The organism is Rufibacter radiotolerans, assembly GCF_001078055.1.
GTDB lineage: Bacteria > Bacteroidota > Bacteroidia > Cytophagales > Hymenobacteraceae > Nibribacter > Nibribacter radiotolerans.
In genome coordinates this window covers 2,539,331-2,560,035 of sequence record NZ_CP010777.1, presented here as the reverse complement: position 1 = coordinate 2,560,035, position 20,705 = coordinate 2,539,331, and the positions used below count along the sequence as shown (strand labels likewise).

At 51.3% G+C, this 20,705-nt stretch carries 16 protein-coding genes and 1 tRNA gene; 12 read left to right on the top strand and 5 right to left on the bottom strand.

From position 1 onward, the window contains the following. Position 1 precedes the first annotated feature (1 nt). From TH63_RS10660 to TH63_RS10650, 3 genes are all read left to right on the top strand, one after another. A complete protein-coding gene (locus tag TH63_RS10660) occupies positions 2–3,193 on the top strand; it encodes an efflux RND transporter permease subunit (RefSeq protein WP_076606463.1) in 3,192 nt (1,063 codons plus the stop codon). 4 nt (positions 3,194–3,197) lie between these two features. Next, the gene (locus tag TH63_RS10655) at positions 3,198–4,631 is read left to right on the top strand and encodes a TolC family protein (RefSeq protein WP_048922748.1); all 1,434 of its coding nucleotides are present in this window, start codon (positions 3,198–3,200) and stop codon (positions 4,629–4,631) included. Between the two features lie 334 nt (positions 4,632–4,965). Next, the gene (locus TH63_RS10650; RefSeq protein ID WP_048920932.1) at positions 4,966–7,500 is read left to right on the top strand and encodes a glutaminase family protein; all 2,535 of its coding nucleotides are present in this window, start codon (positions 4,966–4,968) and stop codon (positions 7,498–7,500) included. A gap of 179 nt (positions 7,501–7,679) precedes the next feature. On the opposite strand, the gene TH63_RS10645 is transcribed toward TH63_RS10650, so the two are convergent. The 5 genes from TH63_RS10645 to TH63_RS10625 all read right to left on the bottom strand — a co-directional run bounded on the left by TH63_RS10645 (position 7,680) and on the right by TH63_RS10625 (position 11,045). Further along, on the bottom strand, positions 7,680–8,300 hold the full coding sequence (locus TH63_RS10645) for a hypothetical protein (protein ID WP_053093781.1): 621 nt from the start codon (positions 8,298–8,300) through the stop codon (positions 7,680–7,682). A 745-nt stretch (positions 8,301–9,045) separates the two neighbouring features. Further along, positions 9,046–9,126: transfer RNA gene (locus tag TH63_RS10640), tRNA-Leu, on the bottom strand. Between the two features lie 45 nt (positions 9,127–9,171). After that, positions 9,172–9,711: an iron-sulfur cluster co-chaperone HscB C-terminal domain-containing protein gene (locus tag TH63_RS10635; protein WP_076606462.1), complete on the bottom strand. Its 540-nt coding sequence runs from the start codon at positions 9,709–9,711 to the stop codon at positions 9,172–9,174. An 86-nt stretch (positions 9,712–9,797) separates the two neighbouring features. After that, positions 9,798–10,091, bottom strand: a complete 294-nt coding sequence (locus tag TH63_RS10630; protein WP_394331423.1) for a putative quinol monooxygenase — start codon at positions 10,089–10,091, stop codon at positions 9,798–9,800. Between the two features lie 174 nt (positions 10,092–10,265). Then, positions 10,266–11,045 (bottom strand): SAM hydrolase/SAM-dependent halogenase family protein, encoded by a 780-nt coding sequence (locus TH63_RS10625; RefSeq protein ID WP_048920931.1) that lies wholly within the window; start codon positions 11,043–11,045, stop codon positions 10,266–10,268. Positions 11,046–11,157: 112 nt separating this feature from the next. Here TH63_RS10625 and TH63_RS10620 point away from each other — a divergent pair, with 112 nt between their 5' ends. The 9 genes from TH63_RS10620 to TH63_RS10580 all read left to right on the top strand — a co-directional run bounded on the left by TH63_RS10620 (position 11,158) and on the right by TH63_RS10580 (position 20,704). Then, positions 11,158–12,201, top strand: coding sequence for a PhoH family protein (locus TH63_RS10620; protein ID WP_048920930.1), 1,044 nt, complete (start codon positions 11,158–11,160; stop codon positions 12,199–12,201). Positions 12,202–12,273: 72 nt separating this feature from the next. Next, complete coding sequence (locus TH63_RS20330) at positions 12,274–12,420, top strand: hypothetical protein (protein ID WP_156180537.1); 147 nt, start codon at positions 12,274–12,276, stop codon at positions 12,418–12,420. Next, positions 12,413–14,521, top strand: a complete 2,109-nt coding sequence (locus TH63_RS10615; protein WP_048920929.1) for a ComEC/Rec2 family competence protein — start codon at positions 12,413–12,415, stop codon at positions 14,519–14,521. Before TH63_RS20330 ends, TH63_RS10615 begins: the two co-directional genes overlap by 8 nt. A 204-nt stretch (positions 14,522–14,725) precedes the next feature. Continuing rightward, positions 14,726–15,538, top strand: coding sequence for an enoyl-CoA hydratase/isomerase family protein (locus TH63_RS10610; RefSeq protein ID WP_231583459.1), 813 nt, complete (start codon positions 14,726–14,728; stop codon positions 15,536–15,538). Between the two features lie 184 nt (positions 15,539–15,722). Next, complete coding sequence (locus TH63_RS10605; RefSeq protein ID WP_048920928.1) at positions 15,723–16,172, top strand: sterol desaturase family protein; 450 nt, start codon at positions 15,723–15,725, stop codon at positions 16,170–16,172. 29 nt (positions 16,173–16,201) lie between these two features. Next, a complete protein-coding gene (locus tag TH63_RS10600) occupies positions 16,202–17,116 on the top strand; it encodes a MerR family transcriptional regulator (RefSeq protein WP_048920927.1) in 915 nt (304 codons plus the stop codon). Positions 17,117–17,674: 558 nt separating this feature from the next. Next, on the top strand, positions 17,675–18,190 hold the full coding sequence (locus tag TH63_RS10590; RefSeq protein WP_048920925.1) for a sigma-70 family RNA polymerase sigma factor: 516 nt from the start codon (positions 17,675–17,677) through the stop codon (positions 18,188–18,190). Between the two features lie 151 nt (positions 18,191–18,341). Further along, positions 18,342–19,859: a phytoene desaturase family protein gene (locus tag TH63_RS10585; protein WP_048920924.1), complete on the top strand. Its 1,518-nt coding sequence runs from the start codon at positions 18,342–18,344 to the stop codon at positions 19,857–19,859. Positions 19,860–19,870: 11 nt separating this feature from the next. Beyond that, complete coding sequence (locus tag TH63_RS10580; RefSeq protein WP_048920923.1) at positions 19,871–20,704, top strand: phytoene/squalene synthase family protein; 834 nt, start codon at positions 19,871–19,873, stop codon at positions 20,702–20,704. Position 20,705 lies beyond the last annotated feature (1 nt).

Here is a 20,705-nt window from a genome sequence, read left to right as displayed (position 1 = left end):
CATGTTTAGTAAGTTTATCCATAGACCCGTATTCGCAATTGTAATATCGGTCATGATTGTTTTTGTGGGCGGGCTGGCCATTAAACAGCTGCCCATCTCCCAGTTCCCGGACATTGCGCCTACCACGGTCAATATCTTCATTGCCTACCCAGGCTCCAGTGCAGACGTGTTGGTGAACTCTACGCTCATCACGCTGGAACAGGCCATTAACGGGGTGGAAGGCATGCGCTACATAGCCTCAGATGCCACCAGTGCCGGTGAGGCCACGCTCAGGATCATCTTTGAGCCGGGCACCGACCCCAATGACGCGGTGATCAGGGTGAAGACCCGGGTGGACCAGGTCATGCCGCTTCTCCCAGAACTGGTGCAGCGCGAAGGCGTAGTGATCACGCCTATCCAGCCCAGTATGTTGATGTACGTGAACCTCTATTCCAAGGAAAAGAGCATGGATGAGAAGTTCCTGTTCAACTACGCCACCGTGAAGATGATCCCGGAGATACAGCGGATCAAGGGCGTGGCCCGGGCGCAGATTCTGGGTAGCCGCCGGTACGCCATGCGTGTTTGGCTGAACCCAGACCGTATGCGCGCTTACAAGATCTCAGTGGAGGAAGTAATGGAGGCCTTGGCCGAGCAAAGCATCATCGGCCGTCCAGGCCGCTTGGGGCAAAGCTCCGGTATTGCCGCCCAGTCCTTGGAATACGTGCTCACCTACAAAGGCCGCTACAACAAACCAGCCGAGTATGAAGACATCATCGTTCGGGCCAACGCCGAAGGCGAAAGCATTCGTCTGAAGGACATTGCCACCGTGGAGTTGGGTAGTGAGTTCTTTGACATTTACTCTAACCTGAATGGCATGCCATCCGCGGCTATTGTCTTGAAGCAGAACTACGGCAGTAATGCCAGTGACGTGATTGCAGATGTGAAAACCCAGCTGGAGGAAATGAAAGCCTCCTTTCCTCCGGGCATGGACTACAAGATCAGCTATGACGTGTCGCAGTTCCTGGATGCATCCATTGACCAGGTATTGCACACCCTGCGGGATGCCTTTATCCTGGTGGCGCTGGTGGTGTTCATCTTCCTGGGCGACTGGCGTTCTACTTTGATTCCTATTCTGGCGGTGCCGGTGTCACTGATCGGGGCCTTCTTTGTGATCCAGTTCTTCGGCCTGTCCATTAACCTGATCACGCTGTTCGCGTTGGTGTTGGCCATTGGTATTGTGGTGGATAACGCCATTGTGGTAGTGGAGGCGGTGCACGCCAAAATGGAGGAAATGCCGCACCTTTCCCCGTACAAGGCTACTATTGAAGTGTTGCGGGAGATTGGCGGGGCTATCATAGCCATCACGCTAGTAATGACCGCGGTGTTCATTCCCTTGCTGTTCATGTCGGGCCCGGTGGGTATTTTCTATAAACAGTTCTCCATCACCATGGCCAGCTCCATTGTGATTTCGGCGGTGATTGCCTTGACGCTCACGCCGGTGCTGTGTGCCATGCTGTTGAAGAACAACCATGGCAAGCCCAAAAAGCGTAACCCATTGACCAGAGCCCTGGACGGTTTTAACACCGGTTTTGAGAAACTGACGGGCAAATACGTGGGCTTGTTGAGGTCCATTGTGAGCAGAAGATGGCTTACCTGGGCTATTCTCCTGGCCTTCGGGGTAGGTATTTTCTTTGAGAACAAGATTCTGCCCGCGGGTTTTATCCCCAACGAAGACCAGGGTACCATTTACGCCATTATCCAGACCCCGCCCGGTTCCACGCTGGAAACCACCAACCAGGTATCGCATAGGCTCCAGAAAGTAGTCTCCAAAATTGAAGGGGTAGAATCTGTGTCTTCCTTGGCGGGGTATGAGATCATGACCGAAGGTCGCGGCTCTAACGCGGGAACTTGTTTGATCAACCTGAAGCCCTGGTCAGACCGGGAGCATACTGTAAAGGAAATCATGGAAGAGCTGGAGGAGAAATCCAAAGGGCTGGGCGCGGTGGTAGAGTTCTTTGAACCGCCCGCTATTCCAGGATTCGGCTCTTCGGGTGGTTTCTCCATGCGTTTGCTGGACAAGAACTCCAGCACCGACTACCATGAGTTTGACAAAATCAACAAGGAGTTCATGGAGAACCTGGCTAAGCGGAAAGAGCTCAGCGGCTTGTTCACTTTCTTCGCGGCCAATTATCCGCAGTATGAACTGCAGATTGACAATAACCTGGCCATGCAGAAAGGCGTGTCCATTGGCAAGGCCATGGAGAACCTGAACATCATGATTGGTAGTACCTATGAGCAGGGCTTTATCAAGTTCAACCAGTTCTTCAAGGTGTACGTGCAGTCAGACCCTAAATACAGAAGAATGCCCTCTGACATCCTGAACCTGTTTGTCAAAAACGACCAGGGCGAGATGGTCCCGTACTCGGCCTTCATGAAGCTGAAGAAAACCCAGGGACCCAATGAGGTAACGCGCTTCAACCTGTACAATTCCGCGGCCATCCAGGGGCTTCCGGCCAAAGGCTACACCACGGCAGATGCCATTCAGGCGGTGCAGGAAGTGGCCGCTACCAGCTTACCTAAAGGCTATGACATTGCCTGGGAAGGCCTTTCTTATGATGAGTCCATCCGGGGGAATGAGTCTTTGTATGTATTCCTGGTGGTGTTGCTGTTTGTCTACTTTGTGTTGGCGGCCCAGTATGAGAGCTTTATCCTTCCGTTTGCGGTTGTGCTTTCCTTGCCGGTCGGGATTTTCGGTTCCTTTTTGCTCCTGAAGCTGATGGGGCTGGAGAACAACATTTATGCCCAGGTAGGTATGATCATGCTGGTGGGGCTGCTGGGTAAAAACGCGGTGTTGATTGTGGAGTTTGCGGTGCAGAAGCGTCTGCAGGGCTACACCATTCTGGAGGCCGCCATTGAAGGGGCCCGCGTGCGTTTCCGTCCTATCCTCATGACCTCCTTCGCGTTTGTGGCCGGTCTTATTCCTTTGATTGTGGCCACCGGCGCAGGGGCTATCGGTAACAGAACCATTGGTGCTTCTGCCTTGGGCGGCATGTTGTTCGGGACCATTTTTGGGGTGGTGATCATCCCGGGGCTGTACTACATCTTCGCGAAGATGGCGGACGGCCGTCACCTGATCAGGGACGAGCATGAAACCCCATTAACCGAAGGGTATGTCTACGCCGATGATAGTTTCCCGCTCATTGAAGAAAAGTAAGATCATGGATAAAAACAGAATATATAAATGGGTGGGGGTAGCGTTCGTTTCCCTCACGTTTACGGCCTGTAATTTGCCCACGTTGGTGCAAAAGACGGCCAGCAAGGCGGTTCCTGCGAGCTATGTCAACTCGCAGGATACCACCAACACAGCCCAGTTAAAGTGGCAGGAGTTCTTTGCCGATCCTAGCCTTACGGCCTTGATTGACACCGCCTTGCAGAACAACCAGGAGTTGAACATCACCCTGCAGGAAATCCAGATCACCCAGAACGAGGTGCTTGCCCGGAAAGGGGAGTATCTGCCGTCGGTGGGGCTGAGAGGCGGTGCCGGCGTGGAGAAAGTGGCCAGGTTCACCAACATTGGCGCCATGGAGGCCACCACTGAAATGGAGCCGGGCCGCGAAATGCCGGAGCCGCTGACGGATATCATGGGAGGCGCCTACGCTACCTGGGAAGTGGACATCTGGCACAAGCTGCGCAATGCGCGTAAATCTGCCGTGAACCGGTACCTGGCCAGCGTGGAAGGTAAAAACTTCATGGTCACCAACCTGATTGCCGAGATAGCCAACTCTTACTATGAGTTGCTGGCCCTGGACAACCAACTGGCCATAGTGCAGCAGAACATGAAGCTGCAAAGCAACGCCCTGGAGATTGTAAAGGTGCAGAAAGAAGCCGCCCGGGTCACCGAATTGGCGGTGCGCCGGTTCCAGGCCCAGGTGCTTCATACCCAGAGCCTGCAATATGACATCCAGCAAAAGATAGTGGAGACCGAGAACCGGATCAACTTCCTGGTGGGCCGGTTCCCGCAGCCGGTGCAGCGGGGGAGTCAGACGTTTGAGGACCTGGTGCCCAAGACCATTCAGGCGGGTATTCCGGCGCAGCTGTTGGCCAACCGCCCGGACATTAAGCAGGCCGAGCTGCAGTTAGAGGCAGCCAAGTTGGACGTGCAGGTGGCCAAAGCCCGGTTCTATCCTTCTTTGGGACTGACGGCGGGCATTGGCTTGCAGGCCTTCAGCCCCAGCCATTTGCTGAACCCGGAGTCCATCCTGTTTTCGCTAGCCGGCGACATTACCGCGCCTTTGGTGAATAAGAACGCCATCAAGGCCATGTACCTGGGGGCCAATGCCCAGCAATTGCAGGCGGTGTATAACTATGAACGCACCATCCTCAACGCGAACATAGAGGTAGTGAACCAACTGGCCAGAATCAATAACCTGGAGAAGAGCTACCAGTTTAAATCTAAAGAGGTGGAGGCGCTGGCCCAATCCATTGATATTTCCAACCAGCTGTTCCGGTCTGCCCGGGCAGATTATTTGGAAGTATTGCTCACCCAACGCGAGGCGCTGGAGTCCAGGTTTGATCTGATTGAAACCAAGATCCAGCAGATGAACGCCATGGTAAACATTTACCGGGCCCTGGGCGGCGGCTGGAAACAATAATCCATAAGCAGTTTAGCCACAGAGCTATTCCCTTTATTACTTTAAAAGCGGAGGTCATTTTACAGAGATGTAGAATGGCCTCCGCTTTTTTTTTATAGGCTTTGATTTTTTTCAATCTCTTGGGCATGGCCGAGTCAGCTTTGCAAAAGGGAAGGGAATAAGTCCTTTTACAACCCTCTTCTCCCAGCATAGGCTGGTACAATTGTAGATTTAGCTGTCAATATTCTGTATTTCTTTTCAGGAAGTGGCCTAACTCAAAATTTAGAATCAAATTGGCTTTCATAACTTCCCAGAGAAGAACCCTGTTTTTGATAACTTTAAATCTCCTCCCGCTATGTCCCTTCGCAGACCAATATTCAGGTGTACTGCCAGCTTCTTATTTCTATGCCTGATCTTAAGTCATTTGGTAGGAGCGCAGGTGCGGCGTGCCCCGGCCTATCCGCTTATCACCCATGACCCCTACCTAAGTATCTGGTCCACCACCGATGAGCTGAATGCCAGCCCCACCAAGCATTGGAGTTATGCCAATCAACCGCTCTTGGGCCTGATAAAGGTAGACGGAAAGACGTACCGGTTTTTAGGCCAGGAAGAAGAAGGGCGCTACCAAACGGTGTTGCCCACCAGCCAGGAAAATGCCTATACCGCTGCTTATACAGAGAGCATCCCGGCCACCAATTGGCATCAACTCAGTTTTGACGCCAACAAATGGAAAATCGGCGGCGCTCCCTTTGGAGATACTGAAAGACAACCCCGCACTCTCTGGAAAACCAACGGTATCTGGCTGAGAAGAACGTTTTCTGTGGAAGACCCAAATTTGAAAAACCTCTTCCTTAAAATAAGCCACAACGGGCAAGCCGAGGTTTACCTGAACGGGGAGAAAATCCATGCGGCAGCCACGGGCGGCAGTGATTTTGCCTATGTTCCGCTGGCAAAGGCTGCTCTTAAAGCCTTGAAGAAAGGCGAGAATGTACTGGCGGTTTACACCGCCGGTTCTGTGACCGGCAACTGGTTGGATGTGGGGCTGGTCACAGGAAAGAAAGGCTCTAAAGCACCTGTCATTTCCAAGGCCAGGCAGAACAGCTTGGTGGTCACGGCCACCCAGACCCAATATACCTTCACCTGCGGGCCTGTTGATCTGAAGGTGACCTTCACCTCTCCGTTGCTGCTCCATGACCTGCACCTGCTTTCAAGGCCTGTCTCCTATGTTTCGTTCCAGGCCACTTCCACAGATGGGGCTACCCATTCCACAGATCTTTATTTTGGCGTTTCTTCGGCGCTGGCCGTGAACATCCCAGACCAGGAAGTGACGGCGCAGGCCTACACTAGTCAGAATCTAGGCCTGGTGAAAGCGGGTACTACCCAACAACCTATTTTGAAAACCGACGGTGATGACCGCCGGATTGATTGGGGGCATGTATACCTGGCGGTCCCTGATGTGGTAGGGGCCAAAGTAGGAGTATCCAGAGGGACACAGGCCATAGATCAGTTCCTGAAGAATGCCCTTCTTGCCAGCGCAAGTGCTACGGGCCAAAACCTAATGATGGACGCGTTTCTACCCTTGGGCAAAGTGGGCAAGAACGTTGCGCAGGCCTTTGTGATGGTGGGCTATGATGACGTGGAGAGCGTGCAGTTCTTCGGGCAGAACCTAAAGCCTTGGTGGAAGGAGAAAGCCGGCACTGCCATGGAACTGGAGCTCGCGCAGGCGGCCAAAGATTATAAAGTTATTATGCAGCAATGCCATAATTTTGACAAGAAAATGTACGCAGATGCCAAAGCCGCCGGAGGTGAGGATTATGCCAACCTGTGCGTGCTGGGCTACCGGCAGGCCATTGCCGCGCACAAACTGGTGAAAAGCCCCCAGGGCGAACTTCTGTTTCTGTCTAAGGAGAACTTCAGCGGGGCGGCCATGAACACGGTAGATGTCACGTACCCTTCGGCGCCGCTGTTTTTGCTTTACAATCCTGATCTGCTCAAGGGCATGCTCAACGGCATTTTTTACTATAGTGAAAGCGGCAAGTGGAAGAAGCCTTTCCCGGCGCATGACCTAGGAACCTATCCGCTCGCCAACGGCGTGATGTACAAGGAAGACATGCCCGTGGAGGAGGCCGGAAACATGCTTATTCTCACCGCCGCCATAGCCAAAGCAGAGGGCAACGCTGACTATGCCAAAAAGCACTGGAAAACCCTCACCATCTGGGCCGATTTCCTCTCCAAAGAAGGCTTTGACCCCGCCAACCAACTCTGCACCGATGACTTCGCCGGGCACCTGGCCCGCAACGCTAACTTGTCAGTGAAGGCCATTGTGGGGCTCAGGAGTTACGGGTTGCTGGCACAGATGCTGGGGGAAAAAGACGTCGCTCAAAAGTTTAACGGCATGGCCGAAGGGATGGCGAAAAACTGGATGCAACTGGCCAATGCTGGAGACCACTATGCCCTCACCTTTGATGACCGCAGCACCTGGAGCCAAAAGTACAACCTGGTCTGGGACACGGTGCTGGGCTTGAACCTCTTTCCGCAGGAAGTGCGGGACAAAGAAGTGGCCTATTACCTTAAAATGCAAAATGACTTTGGCTTGCCCCTGGACAGCCGCAAAACCTACACCAAATCTGACTGGATTATCTGGACGGCTACGCTGGCCAAAAACCAACAGGATTTTGCCGCCCTGGTTGCCCCGGTAGCACGGTTCAGCCAGGAAAGCCCCAACCGCGTACCGCTCACTGACTGGCACGAAACCACCAATGGCCGCCAGGTAGTGTTCGGACAATACGGAAGGTTCATGGGTTTCCAGGCCAGAAGTGTGGTGGGCGGCTATTTCATGAAATTGTTAGCCGTGAAGATGGGGGAGAAGGAGAAGTTGGGTAAGAAATAGATGTTACAGATTTAGGTAATATCTGTTTTGGGCCTGTTTTTAAGAAAATGGGCCCAAAACAGAAAGTACCCGTAAGTTATTTTCCAAGCGCTTACGTTGGTAACTAAAGTATATAAATGAGCAGAGGCCTCCGGGGAACAATATCCTGGAGGCCTCTGCTTCTTAATTTTCAACTGATTTTACATTCCCTTATTTTTTACCCTTATCTGGCCACAAGCTACTGGTACACTAGGCATGTACATGCTGTTTACCATTAAGCCATGAAGCACAATTGTTCTGTTTTGCAACGGCATAAGGTCTGGTGAAACAGTAAAGGTTTGTTGATAGCTAATCATGCCATTAACATCAGCTACAGGAAATGGAGTAAGCTCAAGTAGAACAGCACCGTAGAAAGGCACGCCTTCTGCCACGCTAACAATTCCATCACCGTTTGTGTCAGCACTCATAGGCGGACAGATTGAATTCTTCTTCATATCCATAAAGCCATGTATGTGTTGCGGGTGCATTTGGTTAGGGGTCATTCCGGAAGCGGTGATATTTACGGTTAATTGGTCTCCCATTAAGGTAAGGGTTGCCATGCCGGTTACCCCAGAGTTGTTGAGAGAACTAAAGATTACCTCATACATTTTATTTAGGTTGAGCGAGGCTTCGTTGCGCGCATCAGCCGCATTGGTTCCAGTGGGTGCTACATCTGGTGCTACATCTGGTGCTACATCAGCATATTCACAACCATTCAGCGTGAACAAGAAGGCAACAGCTGCCGCTAAACTGTAAGTCTTTTTTAGTGTTGAGTTTTTCATAATGTTTTAAATTAGTGAAACTAATTAGACTGTTATTAAAAACATTATCTACGAACATGTAGAGGCTATTGGATTTCAATAATTGGGGAATTGTTGAAATAATTTTCGTTTAAACTTCTGTCTTGTAATTAGTTGCGAATTGGATTAATTAAGCAATTAAAACATTTAATTATTGATAGTGCAGTAATAAAATCGCCGTTTTGTTGAACAAGTTTGAAATGGAGGCTAATGTTAATTGTTTATTAATAAGTATTTTTGGTCTTGTTATTTATGAAAGTAATTGAAAATCTAAATAAGAGGTAATTGCTCTATAGCAACCTTTATTTTAGATATTTTACTATCCTTATATAGAATTAATTAGTTTATTGTGTTCTTCTTAAATGCTGAAAGTGGTAGATAAGGAAGTAGGTGAAGTGGTATTATCGTTTACTCTTATCTTTCTCTGCCCTCGACTATCTAGAGGTTTCGTCTGGTAAGGTTAGGGATCAAATGTGCCTAGAAAAATTCCCCCCTGAGTAAATAATACTAATTCACTCAGGCAAAAGAGAAAGTTCTTTATTTCTGCTTTGGCGGCTTTTGGGTATTATGCAGATCAAGCTTTAGTGGGTAAACCAAGCCCAGATGAGTAGAGGTTCATAGGAACTAAGGCTAGGGTGAACCGAAAATCTGGTTCAGAAGCTATGGGATAGGTTGTAAATTTGATATAAAAAGGAAAACCCCTCTAGCGAGATGCTAAAGGGGTTTGTACCCAGAGCCGGAGTCGAACCGGCACATCAAAGATATTGGTGTTTGAGACCAACGCGTCTACCAATTCCGCCATCTGGGCATTTTACTTTTTGGTAGATTCTGAAAAACCAGGCGATAAACGCCTTTATCTGTCAGAAGAGGATGCAAACTTATTTAAACTTTCTTTGATGCGCAAGAGGTAACGCTGCTTTAGGTAGTAATTTTTTACCTTTTGCAGGGCTTCGGCCTGAGCCTCAGGGGCTAAATCTTTGTAAGATTCCAGCACTGGCCATATCTGGGCCTTCAATTCCCCCTCAATTTCCCCGGTTTGGTCAGAGACTATCTTAAAAGTGGTAGGGTCAAAGTCAAATTCCAGGTCCATGAGCTGCTCATTGAGGTCCATCACCTCCATAAGAAAGTCTTGCGGCAGGTCATTGTCGCCGCCCTCTTCCAGCAGGCCATGCTGCTCCAGAATGTACTGCATGCGTTTGTCAAAGTGGGAGAGGGTGCGGTAAGCGTTGGTGTTAAGCGTAGACTTCTCCAGGATCTCCTTTTGCTTCTCCGGAGAGTCTAGCGTATAGAAATCTGGGTGGAACTCCCGGCTCAGGGCGTAGTATTTGGTTTGGATGGCTTTCTCATCTGGGAGAAAGCTTTCCTGCATATCATAAAATTGAAAGTAGTTCACGGTGGTTGTGGGTGCTAAAAGGTTAGCTATAATTACCTAGACGTAAGAATCTGGCCGGAAGATACACCAGCCTGCCGTCCTTTGCCTTAAACTTGGGCCGGTTTAAATGAAAAGACCTCGGCCGGGGCCGAAAACAAGGCCTTGGTAGGTTTCCAGACACTACCAAACAACACAGACTGGCGGTAATTGTTCAGGGCTTCTTCTGAGTCCCAGTGACTGTAGGTGCTGTAAACGTGAGAGTGGTGGTAGTCTTGCAGCAACTCTACGCTGCGGCAACCGGGAAATGCAGCAATCTGGTCTTTGGAAGCCCTAAAAATCTCCAGAAAGGCGGGGACGTTCTCTGGGTGAAACGTCATGCGCACCACGCGTATCAACAGCATTTTTTTAATTAGGAATTAGGTTGTTCCCTGGAAACAAAGAATAGTGGAAGGTTTATCATATGGTTTTCCCGTTTTGGCCCCGTTTTTCTGAAAACGGGCCCAAAACGGAAACTGATGCTTTTTCTAAGGCAGAAATTCAGAATGGATTCTTAATTATTAATTCCTAATTCTTAATTACTCCACCGGTTCAGGGGCGAAATGGATCTCTACCGGGGAGTCAAAGTACATGCCCAGCAGTTCTGAGGCGTGGCCTTTATTGATGCCGATGGTGAGGTAGCCCTGGCGGTTGAAAAGAGCCACGCAGTCGCCCTCGCCGGGCTCATTGTAGCGGGTACTCAGGCGGTCAATCACCTCACGGTTGAACTGTACCTTGAACCGGCGGCCATGCCCTATGGCGTCAATGCTATCCCGGGTAATATCAGTAATCAGGTTGCCGTAATGGTCTACGTGTACCACGTGGCCGGTAATGGCGTGGTCATTGAGCCTTAGCTGGCGGTTAATGAGCTGCACCATGCCATCGGCTAGTTCGCCTACTTCGGCCATGGAGCTTCCCTGGGCCAGAGCCACCGTGGCGGGCGCCATGATGTCACGGGCAGGAGAGGAGGATTCCGGCTGGTACGGCAGGTCTATGAGCTGCTCAGGGTCGCCCTCCGTGAGCAGGGAAAGCAGGCCATTGTCGGCGCAGACAAAATAATGGCCTTTGTGGCGGGCCACCTGGTAGCGGCCGCTGCGGGTGCCGTGGGTGTCTACCGCCAACAGGTGCACCGTTCCCTCCGGGAAATCCCGGAATACCGAATTAATCACATGGTACCCATAGGCAATATTAAACGGCTCAACATGGTGCGAAATGTCAACAATGACTTGTGCAGGGTTGAGTGTCAGGATTTTAGCTTTTACGGCGGCCACGTAGTGGTCTTTGGTGCCAAAGTCTGACAAAAATGTAATAAATCCCATTGGAACGGTCGGTCAAAAAAGAACTTTAATATCGCTATATTTGTCTTATAACAAATCTACTATATTTTCAGTAGAATGGTTCTAAAACCTACATTTTAAACAATACTAGCCGTTGGTAGAAAAAACTATAACCCTAGAGAATATCTCCCTGATAGATTTCCTGGGTCTGGAAAATCAGAATATAAAACAATTGGCCGCCGCTTTCCCAAGCAGCAAAATCATTTCACGCGGCAATGAGATAAAGATTCAGGGGCAAACCCCTGAGATTACCAAAATACACGAGATCCTTGCCTCCCTTATTGAGCATTACCACCAGTACGGGAAAATCACTGACAAGAGCGTGCATAAATTCCTGACCGCTGATAACGACTTTGAGGAAGATGTGGTGATCACTTCGCCAGACGTGATTGTGTACGGCAGCAAGGGCGGCGTGATCAAGGCCAAGACCCCCAGCCAATACAAACTGGTAGAGGCGGTTTCTAAGTTTGACCTGGTCTTTGCGCTAGGGCCAGCTGGTACGGGAAAAACCTTTATCTCAGTGGCCATGGCGGTGCGCGCGCTTAAAAACAAAGAGGTGAAGAAAATCATCATCTCCCGCCCGGTGGTAGAAGCCGGTGAGAGCCTTGGGTTCCTGCCCGGCGACATGAAAGACAAGGTAGACCCGTATCTGCGGCCAATCTATGACGCCCTTGAGGAGATGATTCCGGTGGAGAAGCTCAAGTACTACTATGAGAACAAGATCATAGAGATTGCGCCCCTGGCCTATATGCGCGGACGTACGCTCAACAATGCGTTTGTGCTCCTGGATGAGGCCCAGAATACTACCCCTATGCAGATTAAGATGTTCATGACCCGTATGGGCCCAACGTCTAAGGTGATGATCAACGGTGACCGTACCCAGATAGACTTACCGCGCAACCAGAAATCTGGTTTGATAGACGCCATGTCTGTGCTGCGTGACGTGAAAGGCATTGGTTTTGTAGACATGAGCGCCCAGGATGTGATACGCCACCAATTGGTGAAGAACATTGTGGAAGCCTACTCTAAGAATGATGAGCGGAAACAGAAGGAGCGTGAACTGAATGAGAACGCCGAGGCCGAAAATAACCAGGACGCCCCACGCCGCCGCCAGAATTTCAGACACCGCGAAGACTAATTGATAAGGACGCAGGCATGCTTTCCATTGATGGAGAGGTGCCTGCGTTTCTTTTTACATGGATGCATTGCCATGACCATAGCTGCGCAAAAGATAGAGAACCCCGCAGAACAAGCCGCTTCCTTTAAGACACGCAAAGAAGCGCTTGGGCAGGAGCAGAACATGCCCGCAGACGCGGAGTGTGATCTCCAGCACTACAAAATGGAATGTAATGGCTAACGGGTTTGCCACCGGCACCTTGCGTGTGGTGGTAAGCTTTTTGGCGGGTTTCCTGCTATACTTTATTTCCGGCGGTAGCTTCCCTTTAGTAGGAGAGGCCGCCGCTTTTTTTGTGCTCCTTTTCCTGGGCCTCTGGTGGTTAGCCAGGAAGCGGCCGTTGGCCCAAAGGCGCCGCTGGGCCGGAGCAGCAGGACTGTTGGCACTTACTTTTTTAACGGTTTGGGTTTGTTTTAAGAAAAACACCCCTGAAACCCTGCCTGTGCCGCCAAACCAGATCACGCATTACCAAGTCACGCTGGTGAAGGCGGTGGCATTGAAACCAACCTCTGTAAGTACAGTTGGCCGACTGGCTGCGGTACGGGCGCAGGGGAAATGGTACCCCGCCAAAGGCCAGATCGCGCTTTTCTTTCCGCATTCGCCGCAGGCAGATGCCTTGCAGTACGGGCGGCAGTTATTGGTAGCCGGTGCTCTTGCCCCGCCTGCCGCACCTGCCAACCCATACCAGTTTGATTACCGGCGCTACCTTACCCTTAAACATATTCAATGGCAGGCCTATCTGCCAGAGGCCACGTGGCAAGCGGTAGGGTATGCCCCACCTAGTTTGGTAGTGGCCTGGAGTCTGCAGGTAAGAAAACAGTTGGAGCGCGCCTTCAAAGCAGTGATAGATTCTCCCCGCGAGGGGGCCATTGCCCAGGCGCTGGTATTGGGCGTGCAGGATGATCTGGATGCCGCCTTGCGCAATGCCTTCGCGCGTACCGGCACCATGCACGTGCTGGCAGTCAGTGGGCTGCATGTAGGGTTGCTGTACGGGGTGCTGCTTTTCTTTCTGAAACGTTTCCGGAGGGGAAAGACCAGCGGGCTGGTAGTAGTGCTGGTGATTCTGGGCATTATCTGGTTTTACGCCTTCGTGACGGGAATGTCTACCTCGGTGCTGCGGTCGGTGGGTATGTTCACGCTGGTAGAGGTGGGCAAGCTTTTCCGCCGGAAAGCCTCGGTGTTGAACACGCTGGCCGTGGTGGCGGTAGTGCTGTTGCTGTATGACCCGTTCTTCCTGTTTGACGTGGGCTTTCAGTTGTCCTTTCTGGCAGTGGCGGGCATTGTGCTATTGCAGCCTCTGTTTCTGAAGCTCTGGCGGCCAGAAGTAAAGCTAGTCCGGTGGATCTGGGAGTTGTTGGCCATTTCCATAGCGGCGCAGATGGCCACGTTCCCATTGAGCCTTTATTATTTCCATCAGTTCCCGGTGTATTTCTGGCTGGCCAACCTGGTGGCGGTGCCGCTCACGTCATTGGGTTTGTACCTGGGTATTGGGTTCATGCTGGTGTTCTGGGTCCCGTACCTGGGCGCGCAGGTTGGCTGGTGCCTGAAATGGACGCTGTGGGGTTTAAATGAATTGTTGCTCTGGCTGGAGGCCTGGCCGCATGCGGTAATGGACGGGTTTGTCATTTCCCCGGGGCAAGTACTGGCGCTGTATCTGCTCATGGGGTGTGGGGTTATGTTCCTGGTCCGGAAAAAGCTGGCCTGGCTGGCCAGTTCTGTGCTCTGCCTGGCCTTTTTCACCGGCACCCATTTATCCAAGGCCCATCGGCAGGGCCGCACCCGGGAACTGGTAGTACACAGCGCACGCAAAAGCAGCGCCGTAAGCGTGGTGCAGGGGAGAAAGATGACCTTGCTGGCAGACTCCACTTTCTATGCGCAACCCTCTGCCTTCACCTACCAGGTGCAGCCTTATTGGTGGGCCAAAGGCGTACGGGATACCCGGCGTTTTGGGCCTGATTTCAGGAAAACGGCCTCAAAACAGCCGGTGCCTTTTCACAGCACCCCGCAGGGGAACCGCTTGCTTGTGTGGCAGGGCAAAAAGATTTTCTGGCTGAGGCGGTTGCCCAAAGGGATGGCCCGTCCGGTAAAGGTAGATGCCCTGGTGCTGCAGCAGAATGCCTGGCTCACGGTAGAAAAGTTACAGACCTCTTTCCTGACCAACACCATTGTGCTGGACCAAACCAATGCCCGGTGGTATGTGCAACGCAAGGCCCCGGAACTCCGCGCCGCGGGGTATCAGGTGCACGTGCTGGATGAGAACGGAGCCTGGAAGATACGGCTGTGAAAAACTGTTTTACGCCTGTTTTCTGGAAAAAAGGCGTAAAACAGAAACCCGGCAGCGTGGCTTTTCAGGAGATTATTATCTGACGTATTTGGTAAGGATAGGCTTTGATTTTATAAGGGACAGGAGCAGAAGAATAGTAAGGGATAAGGGCAATTTGGGCAGAAGAAACCTTATCTTTCACCGCCTTGCTTCGTACAAAGTAATATGAACAGTACGACCATGACCCCTTCAGAAACCATAGCGTTGCAATACATAACTTACGTCTGCACAGACCGGGTGGGCTACATCACGCTTAACCGGCCAGAGAAACGGAACGCGCTCAACGAACAGGTGGTCACCGAGCTGAAAGAGGCGCTGGACTACGCTGAGAATGATGAGCTATGCAAGGTGATTGTGCTGCAGGCGGCCGGGCCCATTTTCTGCGCGGGCGGAGACATGGAATACATGCAGCAACTGTCGCATATGTCTTTCCAGAAAAACCTGGAGGATTCCACGCACCTCATGCAGCTGTTCTACCAGATCTATACCCTTAAAAAAGTAGTGATAGCCAAGGTGCAGGGGCACGCCATTGCCGGCGGTTGCGGCCTGGCCACGGTCTGTGATTTTACCTATGCCGTGCCTTCGGCAAGGTTAGGGTACACCGAGGTGAAAATCGGGTTTCTGCCCGCCATTGAGAAGATCTTCCTGCTTCGGAAAATAGGGGAGGCTAAGGCCAAGGAACTGCTTTTGACCGGTGACCTGATCACTGCTGAAAAGGCCCGCGAAATAGGGCTGGTCACCGAGGTGGTGGCAGAGGAGGAGATAGATTTCCGGGTAGCCGAAATGGCCCAGAAACTGTGCACCCAGAACTCGGCCCAGTCCATGGAAACCATCAAGGAAATGATCGCCCACGTGCAGGAGCTGCCTTTGAAAGACGCCCTGGAATACGGTGCCGAACGGAACGCCCTCTCCCGGGCCACGCATGACTGCCAACGCGGCTTCCAGGCGTTCCTGGAAAAACAGTCTATTGTCTGGTAAGCTTACTATAAGACTTCCTGCTCCGCACGGACGGGCCTCTAATATAAATGCTGGGCCCTGCGGGCAGGAGAACCCGCATGTGGCCGGGGCTTGGTAAAAATCTGATTTCTTCCTCTGGAAATCTCCGTATCTTTAAACTTTCTGTTTCATTTAAACAATTAGCAAACCTTCTGGTTGAGAGAGTATGCTGATCAACGCGGTTATCGTTTTAGGGACTTTTGTAACCATGGAACTGGTGGCGTGGGCGGTGCATAAATATGTGCTGCACGGTTTCCTGTGGGGCATTCATGAATCGCACCACAAGAAGCACAACCATCTGTTTGAGCTTAATGACGTATCCTTTGCCTTTTATGGGGTAATTGCGGCGCTTTGTTTCATCTATGGTACAGTGGCACTGGACTACCGGTTCTGGATTGGGGTAGGCATTACCTTGTATGGGGCGGCTTATTTCTTTGTGCATGACTTGTATATTCACCGGCGGGCCAAGCTCTTCGGGAAAACGTCAAACACCTATCTCAGGGCCCTGGACATCGCGCACAAGGTACACCATAAGACCAAGGGCCGTGACGGCTCAGAGTCTTTTGGCATGCTGTGGGTGCACCCTAAATTCATCAGGATCGCGCGGAAGCGTTAACACATCGTTTCTTATTAAACTCTCCACCTGTGGCCTACTACTCTATAAAGGAGTTGGAACATCTTTCGGGCATTAAAGCCCACACGCTCCGTATCTGGGAACAGCGCTACAACCTGCTGCAACCCAAACGGACAGATACCAACATCCGGTATTATGATGACGCTGATCTTAAGAATCTGCTCAACGTGGCCCTGCTGTACCAGGAAGGCTACAAGATCTCCAAGATAGCGCAACTACCCCCCACAGAGATTGCCCAGGAAGTGATGAAACTCACCGACACTGACCTGGGGCAGGAGCAGTTCATCAACCAACTGATTGTGGCCATGGTGGAACTGGACGAGGTGCTCTTTGAGCGCGTGCTGCACCGTGCAATTCTACAATTGGGTTTCCCGGTGTCTGTGCGGCAGGTGGTCTATCCGTTCCTGTATAAGATTGGCATGCTCTGGCAAACGGCCAACATCACCCCGGCCCATGAGCATTTCATGAGCCAGTTGATCCGGCAGAAAATGCTGGTGGCCATAGATGGCCTGCCCATACCCTCTGGTAAAAAATCGCCCCGGGTGATTCTTTTCCTGCCGGAAGGGGAGTTGCATGAATTGTCTCTGCTGTTTGCCCACTACCTGCTCCGGTCCGCCGGGTTCTCTACCCTTTATTTAGGTCAGCACCTTCCGTTGGCAGACTTGGTGCGGGCCGCGCAGCAATACCAACCTGCCTACCTATTCTCGGTGCTCACTACCCCGGTGCTTAAAGTATCTGTGCTGGAATACCTCAAACAGCTATCTGAAGAGGTGTCTGCGCAGGAGGTGCTGGTCTGCGGCGCCCAGTTGAACAGTTATGCGCAGGAAGATATGCCTGCCAAGGTGGTGCTGTCCAAATCCTTAGACGCCCTGGAACTCTGGATTCAGAAAGTATCTGAAGCTAAAATAGAAGCCGAGCTGCTTTAGGCCTATTTTCCGAAAAAAAGGCTTAAAACGCCTTTGGGTCTTTTCTATTTCTGTTAAGGATTGTTGAAGGGTTTTTACATTTAGTTAAACAGTTTGGTTTTCCAAGGCCAACTTCTGTAAGACCAGCAATTGCTTACAACCCATACTCTTCTCTACTTTTCCTGCACCTGCCTGGTGTTTTGGGGCCGTTTTTCTAAAAACGGCCCCAAAACACCAGGCAGGTGCATTCTTTTTGATACGCGGTTTTCCAAAGTGGCTATTATTGAATCTGGCGGTCTGCAAGTCACATATATATTGGGGTGAATCTTGCCTCAAATCCATATAACGCCCTGTAAACACAGCTTTTAGCAAATTTTTGTATTGTCATGCACTGAAGCGACGGGAGAGAAATCCGCGCTATGGACTTTTGTCTGCTTCATAGTATGTGTACCAATATTGCACTTTGCCCAGATTTCAGTATAATGTTTAAGGATTAACTAAAATTATTAAACAGAGTACAGCTAAAGAGAAATTAATTCCGTATTCTTGTTTAACAGTTCACTTTAAAAGTTAAACAAAATGACGGCGTTAGAATTTTCTTCGGTAGTTGAAAAATTGGTTCCTACGCTCCGGCCAGCAGCTTACAATCTGACCAGAGACAGTGATGATGCTAAGGACCTGGTGCAGGAAACGCTGCTCAAGGCCCTGGTCAACAAAGACAAGTTTAAAGTGGGGACCAACCTGAAGGCCTGGCTCTACACTATTATGCGCAATACCTTCATTAACCATTACAATAAAGTGACCAAGCGCTCCAGCTCTCTGGATACTGCAGATTATGCGCAGTCTTTCCCCGGAGATGAGCGGATGGTAGCGGTGAACGGGGCCTCCGGCGAGTTTGCCATGAATGATATTTACGCGGCCATTGAGAAACTATCTGAGGACCTGCGCACCCCATTCATGATGTACTACACCGGTTTCAAGTACACTGAGATAGCCGATAAGCTTTCCCTTCCCATTGGCACGGTTAAAAACCGGATTCACCTGGCCAGAAAAGAACTGAAGGTGCAGTTGGCGCCCTATGCCTCAGGTGACTAGTCAGTTACCCGCTGGGCAGTGCCTTGGCAAATGTTAATTTATCTTTTTACGGTAGAATATGGTACTGTTTTATGAATTTTGTTTCAGCTATATTCAGGCTGAAATACGTAAACAGGATAAGTCTATCTGATCCTTCCTAAACCATTGACGAGTGCAAACCGGTGAGTCTAAAAGAAGAGTAGTAGTAATTGGGGCCGGTTTTGCCGGTCTGGCGGCCGCTTCCTGCCTGGCCCAGGAAGGGTACGCCGTCACCGTGTTAGAGAAAAACGAAATGGCCGGCGGCAGGGCGCGGGTCTTTGCCTCTGACGGGTTCACCTTTGATATGGGGCCCAGCTGGTACTGGATGCCGGGCGTTTTTGAGCAGTTTTTCCAGAAGTTCGGGAAAACCACCGCAGACTATTACCACCTGGAACGGCTAGACCCCTCTTACCAAGTGCTGTACGGCGAAAAGGATACCATGGAACTCCCGGCGGGCATGCCCGAGCTGGAGGCACTCTTTGAGTCCTTGGAACCGGGTGCCGGCGCCAAACTGCGGGCCTTTCTTAAGCAAGCCGCCTATAAATATGAAGTAGGGATCAACACCCTGGTCTTCAAACCCAGCCGCTCCCTCACGGAGTTTCTGGATGTGAAGCTGATGGTAGATGTGCTGCGGCTGGACGTTTTCCAGTCCATGGCCAAGCACGTGCGCAAATACTTTAAACACCCCCGGTTGGTACAGATCATGGAGTTCCCGGTCCTGTTCCTGGGGGCCTTGCCCGAGAACACCCCAGCCCTCTACAGCCTCATGAACTACGCCGACCTGTCGTTGGGTACCTGGTACCCCATGGGTGGCATGTACAAGATCATTGAAGGCATGGTGTCCCTGGCGCAGGAATTGGGCGTGGAGATAAAGCTGAATGAGGAAGTGCAGCGCCTGGAAATGCAGGGCGGCACCATCAGAAGCGTAGTCACCAACCAAGGTGCCTATGAGGCAGACGTGGTAGTAGGAGGTGCCGATTACCACCATCTGGAGACCAGGCTTTTGCCCCGGGAATTCCAGACTTACTCAGATAAATACTGGGACACCCGCGTGATGGCGCCCTCGTCGCTCATTTTCTACCTGGGCATTGACAAGAAACTGGAGGGGCTCCGGCACCACAACCTGTTCTTTGACGAGGACTTCGGGCCGCACGCCCAGGAGATTTACACCAACCCGGCCTGGCCTACCAAGCCGCTGTTCTACGTGTCGGTGCCGTCTAAGACAGACCCATCGGTGGCCCCCGCGGGCAAGGAGAACCTGTTTATCCTGATACCGGTCGCTCCGGACCTGAAAGACACCTCAGATATCCGTGAGCACTATTACCACCTGGTCATGGAGCGCCTGGAGCGGCTTACCGGTCAGCAGATAAGGCCGCACGTTATTTTCAAGCGCAGCTACGCCCACCAAGATTTCATCAAAGATTACCACGCCTTTAAAGGCAATGCCTACGGCCTGGCCAACACGCTCCTGCAGACGGCGGTGCTTAAGCCCAGTATGAAAAGCAAAAAAGTGCGCAACCTGTTTTACACCGGCCAATTGACTGTGCCGGGCCCCGGCGTGCCGCCATCCCTGATCTCGGGCCAGGTAGTGGCCTCTGAAATTGTAAAGGAATTTGCTCCCCAGGAACACCCATTAACCCATCCCGCATGATGCTATCGGCTATGAAACTTTTTGATAACACCACGCTGGAGTGTAGCAAACTCATTACCAAGCGCTACAGCACGTCCTTTACCCTGGGCATAAAGACGCTGCACCCTCGGTTCCATGACCCTATTTACGCCATCTATGGGTTTGTGCGGCTAGCCGATGAGATCGTGGACACGTTTCATATGCACAACAAGGCCGTGTTGCTGGAGCGGTTCAAAACCGAGACGGCCCAGGCGCTGGAAGAGAAGATCAGTCTGAACCCGGTGCTGCACGCGTTCCAGATGGTGGTGCACCAGTACAACATAGACCAGGAGTTCATCGACGCGTTCCTGCACAGCATGGAAATGGATCTGGAAGACCACGCCTATGACTGCAGCCTTTATCAGGAATATATTTACGGCTCCGCCGAGGTGGTGGGCCTCATGTGCCTGCGGGTCTTCTGCGAAGGGGACCATGCCCTGTTTGACCGCCTCAAGGCGCCGGCCCGCTCCCTGGGGGCCGCCTTCCAGAAAGTGAATTTCCTTAGAGACATCAAAAGCGATTTCCATGACCGGGGCCGGGTGTACTTCCCGGAGATAGATTTCCTTACCTTCTGTAACCAGGACAAACATGACATTGAGGCTAACATCCAGCAGGACTTTGACCATGCGTACCAAGGTATTCTTGGCTTGCCCCGTGATACCAGGCTTGGCGTTTATCTGGCGTATATCTATTATTTAAAGCTCTTTAAGAAAATAAAGCAAGTGCCTGCCGCCCATATTCTGGCGGAACGCGTAAGAGTGCCTGATAAAACGAAGCTTACTTTGCTGGTAAGTTCGTATATTAGGTACCAGCTTAATACCATTTAAA